Origin of the sequence: uncultured Campylobacter sp. (genome assembly GCF_938017615.1) — a bacterium.
Lineage (GTDB): Bacteria > Campylobacterota > Campylobacteria > Campylobacterales > Campylobacteraceae > Campylobacter_B.
On the sequence record NZ_CALIJA010000075.1, the window covers coordinates 1 to 7,532 of the forward strand.

The following is a 7,532-nucleotide window of genomic DNA, read 5'->3' on the forward strand; positions in this document are numbered from 1 at the left end:
CGCGATACTTTGCTTGTGGTATCCGCACCCGCGCATGAGAGCTTGGCGCCGCTAAAATTTTATCGGCTCTTAGCTCTATGCGATACGTACTGCGCGCCGCGATAGAATTTTGCGCGACGCAAGGACCTATCGGGCTTGGCTTTGCGCCGCATTGTGGCAAAATTTTAAAATTTATGCTGCAAAGCGCCTATCTTGCTCACTAGGATGTGCCGCGAATGATTAAATTTTAACCGCACCGTCGCCGAGCCGTTTTAAAGCTCAAACGAATTTTTGAGCCGCTACGATACGTGAAATTCCAAAAATCGCGCTTTAGCGATCAAGCTCATTTGCGCTTGCTTGTGAGCCATGCAAAAAGCGGCGCACTTGCGCCCCTCGCCGCGCCCATGCAAAAGCAACGCGTCCCTTGCCGCTCAAAGTCCATTTCCGCTCGCTTGCGCCGCCCGCCAAGCCGAGGCTAAGAAGCGCGCCGTCTCACATCCAATCTAAAATTTGCGTGATCTCGGTGGCGTGAAAAATTTTAAGCCCCTGCGCGTTTTGCGGCTTCATCGGAACGATCGCGTTTTTAAATTTCTGCATCGCGGCCTCCTTCAGGCGCGCATCGAGGTTGAAGATCTCTCTGATCTCGCCGTTTAGGCTCACCTCGCCGATGAAGACGCTTTCTTTGCTGATCGGGCGGTTTTTGAAGCTGCTTACGATCGCCGCGACGACGGCTAGATCGCACGCCGTTTCGGTGATTTTTACGCCGCCGCTTACGTTTACGAAGACGTCGTATCCGCCAAGCCCGATCTCAAGCTTGCGATCGAGCAGTGCCAGAAGCATATCGAGGCGGTTTTTATCAAAGCCCGTGGCGCTGCGCTTGGGGTAGCCGCTCTCGCACACGAGCGCTTGGATCTCCACGACGAGCGCGCGCGTGCCCTCCATCGTGATCGTGATCGCCGAGCCGCTTACCGCCTTGCCGCGCGTGAAAAATTTACTCGCGACGTCCTTTGCGCTTACGAGCCCGTGCGGCCCCATCTCGAAAATCCCCACCTCGCTCGTAGCCCCGAAGCGATTTTTAAAACCGCGCAAAATTCTAAGCTGTTTGCTCGCATCGCCCTCGAAATACAGCACCACGTCCACCATATGCTCTAATATGCGCGGACCCGCGATCGAGCCCTCCTTGGTGATGTGGCCGATGATGAAGATCGAAATCCCGCGCGCTTTGGCAAGTCGCATCAGCTCAAACGTGATCTCGCGCACCTGCGTGATCGAGCCCGGCGCGGAGGGGGCTTTGTCGCTAAAAAGCGTCTGGATGCTGTCGATGATGATAAATTTATAATCCCTGCGCTCCACCTCTTCAAGCACGGCGCCCAGATTGATCTCGGTGAGCAAAAACAGCTGCTCGCTTATCGCGCCAAGCCGCTGCGCGCGCATTTTGATCTGGCTAGCGCTCTCTTCGCCGCTTACGTAGAGCACGGCGCGGCCGCCGCTTGCTAAATTTGCCGCGATCTTAAGCAGCAGCGTGGATTTTCCGATGCCGGGGCTGCCGCCGATTAGCACGAGCGAGCCCTCTACGACGCCGCCTCCGAGGACTAAATTTAGCTCGCTATCCTTGGTGTCGATGCGTGAAATTTGCTCGATTTCTATCTCGCTGATCGCTTTGGCGCTTGCGGACGAGGTGCGGGCAAGCTCGCCCTCGATCTCTTTTAGCGCTTTGATCTGAGCGGGCTTGAGCTCGACGAAGCTATCGAATGCGCCGCAGTCGGGGCATCTGCCGAGCCATCTGCTTTGCTGATTGCCGCAGTGCTGGCACTCAAAAATCGTGGTTTTAATTTTCGCCATTTTTATCCCTCGCTCATTTTGTCTAAATTTAGCCTTGAATTTCGCGAAATTATACTTAAAATTTTTAAAATTTTAGCCGCCCCGCGTGCTGTTTGCGAGATCAAAAATCACGGAACAAAGGATTTGCGGCTAAATTTAGGCTAAATTTAAATATGTTTTAAACATTTATAACTATAATACAAACTTTACTTTATTTAAAGAAGGTTTAAGATGAAGGGCAAGCTTAGTAGAAGCCAGTTTTTGACGATATCGCTTACGCTATTTGCGATGTTTTTCGGTGCGGGAAATTTTATTTTTCCGCCGGGCTTAGGCAAAGATTCCGGACAGAATTTTTATGTCGCGATAATGTTTTTTTGCGCTACGGCGGTGCTTCTGCCGGTTCTCGGCGTCGCAGGCATTGCGCGCGCCAAGGGGCTTCAGAGCCTGGTGCGCCGCATAGATCCGGTGTTTGCGATCGTTTTTACTGCGCTTTTATATCTTACGATCGGGCCGCTTTTTGCGATACCGCGCGCGGCGAATATGCCTTTTGACATCGCCATCAAACCTTTTATTGCGGAAGAGCGTCTTCAAATTTGGCTATTTATTTATTCTGCGGCATATTTTGCGCTGAACTATTACATCTGTATGAACCCTTCAAAGCTCGTCGATCTGCTTGGAAAATACCTCACGCCGATACTTTTGGCGCTTATTTTGCTGCTTTTCGGCGCGGGATTTTTGTTTCCGATCGGAGGTTTCGTCGCTCCTAGCGGGGAGTATGTTGACCACGCCGCAGCAAAGGGCTTCGTAGAGGGCTATCAGACGATGGATGCGCTTGCGTCGCTGGCATTCGGAATCATCGTAATTAACGCCATTAAAGCAACCGGCGTGAGCGACGAGAAGCACCTCGTCACCTCTACGATAAAAGCAGGAATGATGTCGGGCGTCATACTGATGACGATATATTTTATGCTGGGCTATCTGGGCGCGACTTCTGCGGAGCTTTTCAAGGATACGCCGAATATCAACGGAGCGGAGCTTCTGTCGCGAGTAAGCGATCATTACTTCGGAAGAGTGGGCGTAGTGATCCTAGGCAGCGCATTTTTCCTAGCCTGCATCACCACGACGTTAGGGCTTATAAGCTCGGCTAGCGAATACTTTGAAGAGCTTACGAAGGGCAAGGTCAAATATAAAACCTGGGCGATCGCTTGGTGCGTGATCGGCTTTGGAGTCGCAAATTTCGGCCTTACGACCATCATCAAAGGCTCCATCCCGGTCCTCGTCGCCATCTATCCGATCTCGATCATGCTGATAATCCTCTCGCTGATCAACCCGTGGATCGATTCAAGCAAGCTGATTTACCGCGCCTGCGTCTATGTCTGCGTCGTAGAGGGCGTCATAAACGGGCTTGATATTTTGGGGATTTCTGTGCCGCTTGTGACATCGTTTGTGAAGATGATGCCGTTTTACGACTCGATGCTCGGCTGGATCGTGCCTAGCACTTTGACCTTCGCCGTGACATACGTGCTGCATCTGATCTTTGAAAAAAGAGACGATAGCTTTTAAATTTAAAAGCTATTTTAAAATTTAGCCGGGCTCTATGGGGCTCGGCACATTTCTAAATTTTAATTCGCCGCCGAATTTAATCTCTCGTATTTTTTGTCGGAATTTTGACATATAAAATAAGTCGCCTTCAAAATTTAACTTAAATTTACGCTAAAATTATCAAAATAAAATCGCATAAGGAAACAAGATGGATAAACGGGACGAGGCACTAAATTTAGCGCGAGATTTCAAGCGTGACGGCTTTAGAGTGCCAGATTTATACGAGCGGTTTTGGCGGCTGCAAGGTGATGCGGCGGCGTATTTTACGCTAGCGAATAGCCTGCTGTGCGGGCGGAGGGACGGCCGCACGCTGCTAAAGGACGCTATGGGCTACGTGGGCGAGGGGGATTTTAAAGCTTTGATCGCTACGGCAGTTGAAATTTTGCGCGAGGAGGCGGCAGAGGGGTGCGAAACGCAGCAGGACGAAAGCGCGGCACAGATGGGAGAGAATGCGCGCTCGGCGCGGGCGGACGAAAGCGCAAGCAAAAATGCACGGCAACGCGGCAGAGATGAAAAAAGCGCGCGCTGGAAAAACGCCGAAGAGGTCATCGCTGCGGCAAGTCTCGAGTTCGCGCCGTTTTTGCACTCGTATCTTGGCGAGCTTTTTAAATTGCAGCCGAACGAGAGCGCGTATTACGCGGAGTATCCGTGGCGCGGGCTTTAGCTACGAGAGCTCGCAAATCTGGCGCGAGAGGCTTGCGGATCCGCAGACGAGTAGGGATGAGCGGCAAAAAATTTTTAGCTGCCTGCTGCAAACCCGCGATCCGCGAAACGTAAAATTTGCCTGCGAGTTCGCGCTTGCAGAGGATTTTTTCGATCGCCCGTGCGACCTGTTAGATTATATCGGCTATTGGCTGGAGGTCGTCGGATTTGCCTTTGAGCGGGTTAAATTTGGTGCAGACGGCGCGCTAAAAGCGGCGCCGGATGAAATTTTAAAAGTGGATGCGCTCAAACACGGCGACTCCAAGCCAGCTCAAACGAGCGAAAATTTTAAAGCGGCTGCGGCTGAACACGGCTCTAAATTTAACTCAAACGAACACAGCACTGATAAATCACAAAAAGCGCCGAACGATGAAATTTGCTTTGGCGGCGAGAAATTCAGGCTCAAAAGATACTGCAGCCAGCGCGCGTATCACATAATCTTTCCGCGCGGGTATTTCGGCGCGCCCTATGCGCCGCATCTGGCGAAGCATCATCCGACCTGGCGGTTTGAGGGCAGCGAGGCGAGATATAGGCTAGGCGGGGTTTTGGACGAGGCGGACGGCGATGCGCAAAATCCGCTATTTCATCTCATCACGCTTGATCCGCCGCCCCGCGACTTGCCCGTGCGATCGTTGCCGCGCCTAATCCTCGCCGCGCACGTCAGAGAGATAAACGAGGGTGAGGTAGTATTTTACGAGCACGACGCGCAGGGTATGCCGCGACGTATCGGAGGCAGGACGCAGGTAGAATACGTGCAGGACGAGCCGATAATGGAGTGCGAGATTGCGCTTGCGCCTATGCCCGCGCGCTGGGCGGATCAGGATTGGGGGATGTCAAACAGCAGGCAAAACCTCGCGCGCATTGGCGGCGAGCCTTCGTGGATACAGGGCGCCTCGGTGCCGACGTGTCCGATATGCGGCGAAAAGATGGAGTTTTTGATGCAGCTTGATAGCGAGCTTCCAAGCTGCGAGCAAGGCGGCGAGGTGATGTTTGGCAGCGGCGGGATTTTATATGTGTTTTGGTGCGAGCAGACGCGGGCGAGCGCGTTTTTTATGCAGTGCACGTGAATAAAATTTAAGAAAAACGCGCAAATGGACGGACGAATGATCACGGCGAAAATAAAAAGAAAGGGCGATATCTGGTATTTTGACGATTATTTTAAGTCGCTTCGCAAGAATGAAAACGAAATAGCAAAGCCTATCAGGCAGTTTGTATTGGATACGAAAAGGTATCTGTTTAATACGAAAGAAACCCTTCACGACGCCGTTTTGGCTGAATTTAAATTTGACATTTTAAAAAACGAAGATAGACTGACGATGAAATTTTTATCGCCCTACCGAGATAGAAATTTTAAATTTGTTTTCAAAAACGTCCTAGCCGTCCGCTTCAAAACGGACGACAAGAGCTTTAAAAATAACGATCTGATAGTTCATCAATTTTCGCTAAAGCCTAGAGGCGTTTGCGAGTATGATTTTATCTTTGCGAGCGGACAGAGGATAACCGTAAAATTTAAACAGCTTGAAATCATTGAGGAATTCTTATAAGCGCACCGCGTTGCGGGCGGCGGGATTCTACATGTTTTGATACGAATGGACGCGGACGAGCGCGTTTTTTATGCAGTGCGTGAGCTAAAATTTTGTAAAATTCTAAAACGAAAATCGTAAAATTCTAAGTAAAATTTATTCTAAGATAATCGAGCGGCAAAATTTGACGAGCATTTCGGCGCGTAAATTTAAACTTCTTTGGCGAGAATATGAATATAAATTTACGCAGACACGCAGAGTTTAAGCGTAAATTCCCTCCACAAGCGTCTCTACGAACTCATCCGAGTTAAATTCCGCCAAATCCTCCATCCGCTCGCCCACGCCGACGAAAAGTATCGGCAGCCGCAGCTCGCGCGCTATGGCAAAAAGTGCGCCGCCTTTGGGCGTGCCGTCGAGCTTCGTGATGATGATGCCGTCGAGCTTCACAATCTCGTTGAATGCCCTAGCTTGCGCGACGCTGTGATTGCCCTGAGTGGCGTCGAGCACGATGATCTTTCGGTGCGGTGCGCCGCTTTTTGCGCGATCACATATTCGCACGATCTTCTCTAACTCCGCGGCTAAATTTTTCTGATTTTGAAGGCGTCCGGCGGTGTCGATCAGGACACGATCGATGTTTTTGGCACTTGCCGAGCTTACGGTGTCAAACGCCACGGCAGCAGGATCGTGCCCCTGCGCGGTCGCTACGATCGGCAAATTTAGAATTTGCGCCCATTTGCGTAGCTGTTCGACCGCGCCCGCGCGAAAGGTGTCGCATGCGCCTAAAATCACGCTCTGTCCACTATTTTTATATAAATTTGCAAGCTTCGCGGTTGTCGTAGTTTTGCCCGCGCCGTTTACGCCGATGATGAGCTCTACGAAGGGCTTCTCATCTGCAGCTTTAGCGATCTCGTAATCAAAATAGCTCTTCAAAATTCCCTTAAGATCGTCTTTTGCGACTAGCTTTTTTGCGGGCAGTTTTTCTAAAATCTCTTCTACAAGCTCGTAGCCTACGTCGGCTTCAAGCAGCATCTCTTCTAGGATTTCTTTTGAAATTTTATCTTCGCTTTTCGCGCCTCGCATCGCGTCTATGGTCTTGCTAAGCCCTTTTTTAAAAAATTCGAACATCAGAAAATTTTCTCCAATTCGGTCATTAAAATTTCTTCCGGCATCAGCCCGAAATATTGCGCGCTAAACTCGCCTTTTTCGTCGTAGATCGCCATATACGGCACTTCGTTTATGCCGCCTAGCGCCTTTGTAAAAAAGTCCGTCCCTTCGCCGTAAGCGATCGCGTAATTTACTTCGTGCGCGCTTGCGTAATTTTTTGCATCGTCTAAATTTGCATCACCGATCATCACGCCGATTATGTCAAGCTTGCCGGAGTAGGCTTGTTTGGCGGCATTTAGTGCGCTTACTTGCACGGCGCAGGCGTCGCACCACGGCGTAAAAAACGCAAATAGCGTCACGGTGGAGTTATTATCGATTCGAAAACCCTGCTTCGTCTTTTGCATATTTAAAATTTTGCCGTTACTTAGCTGAAGTGTAAAAGGAGCGGTATAATCGACCTGGATTACGGCTTCGGTTTCGGACTGCGGCTGCGTGGTGTTGGCCTCGGTCGGGGTATCGCTTGATTTTTTATCCTCATCATCGCCGCAACCTGCAAGAAAGAAAAAAGCCGTAAAAAGCGCTAGAAAAAAACGAAATTTCATAATAAACCTTAAAATTTAATCGCAAGATTATACAAAAACTAGCTAAAATAAGCGTTAAAATTTTATAAAAGGCTTAAGCCATGCAAAAGAATGAATTTAGAGCAATTTGCAAATCGCGTCTAAAATCTCACACCGCGCGCGCTGCTAGATGCGAGCATTACGTGCTTTTAAGGCGCATAGAGGGGCTGGTGAAATTTTT

8 protein-coding genes are annotated in these 7,532 nt (G+C 50.1%); 5 read left to right on the forward strand and 3 right to left on the reverse strand.

Translation table 11 applies throughout. The features are described 5' to 3' along the window. Positions 1–77 precede the first annotated feature (77 nt). On the forward strand, positions 78–203 hold the full coding sequence (locus Q0620_RS03445; RefSeq protein ID WP_298783224.1) for a hypothetical protein: 126 nt from the start codon (positions 78–80) through the stop codon (positions 201–203). 268 nt (positions 204–471) lie between these two features. Here the strand turns inward: Q0620_RS03445 and radA are convergent, their stop codons facing one another. Further along, positions 472–1,821, reverse strand: coding sequence for a DNA repair protein RadA (gene radA, locus Q0620_RS03450; protein WP_298783225.1), 1,350 nt, complete (start codon positions 1,819–1,821; stop codon positions 472–474). A gap of 210 nt (positions 1,822–2,031) precedes the next feature. On the opposite strand from radA, the gene brnQ reads away from it, so the two are divergent. The 4 genes from brnQ (at position 2,032) to Q0620_RS03470 (ending at position 5,648) form a co-directional block, all read left to right on the forward strand. Then, positions 2,032–3,363 carry a branched-chain amino acid transport system II carrier protein gene (brnQ, locus tag Q0620_RS03455; protein WP_298783226.1) on the forward strand — a complete coding sequence of 444 codons (1,332 nt, stop codon included), beginning with the start codon at positions 2,032–2,034 and terminating at the stop codon, positions 3,361–3,363. Positions 3,364–3,550: 187 nt separating this feature from the next. Beyond that, positions 3,551–4,066 (forward strand): hypothetical protein, encoded by a 516-nt coding sequence (locus Q0620_RS03460; protein ID WP_298783227.1) that lies wholly within the window; start codon positions 3,551–3,553, stop codon positions 4,064–4,066. Next, positions 3,996–5,171: a hypothetical protein gene (locus tag Q0620_RS03465; protein WP_298783228.1), complete on the forward strand. Its 1,176-nt coding sequence runs from the start codon at positions 3,996–3,998 to the stop codon at positions 5,169–5,171. Before Q0620_RS03460 ends, Q0620_RS03465 begins: the two co-directional genes overlap by 71 nt. 24 nt (positions 5,172–5,195) lie before the next feature. Continuing rightward, the gene (locus tag Q0620_RS03470; RefSeq protein WP_298783229.1) at positions 5,196–5,648 is read left to right on the forward strand and encodes a hypothetical protein; all 453 of its coding nucleotides are present in this window, start codon (positions 5,196–5,198) and stop codon (positions 5,646–5,648) included. Positions 5,649–5,888: 240 nt separating this feature from the next. On the opposite strand, the gene ftsY is transcribed toward Q0620_RS03470, so the two are convergent. Then, positions 5,889–6,752, reverse strand: coding sequence for a signal recognition particle-docking protein FtsY (gene ftsY / locus Q0620_RS03475; protein WP_298783230.1), 864 nt, complete (start codon positions 6,750–6,752; stop codon positions 5,889–5,891). Beyond that, complete coding sequence (locus tag Q0620_RS03480) at positions 6,752–7,333, reverse strand: TlpA disulfide reductase family protein (RefSeq protein ID WP_298783231.1); 582 nt, start codon at positions 7,331–7,333, stop codon at positions 6,752–6,754. The genes ftsY and Q0620_RS03480 overlap by 1 nt, the downstream gene beginning before the upstream one ends. Positions 7,334–7,532 lie beyond the last annotated feature (199 nt).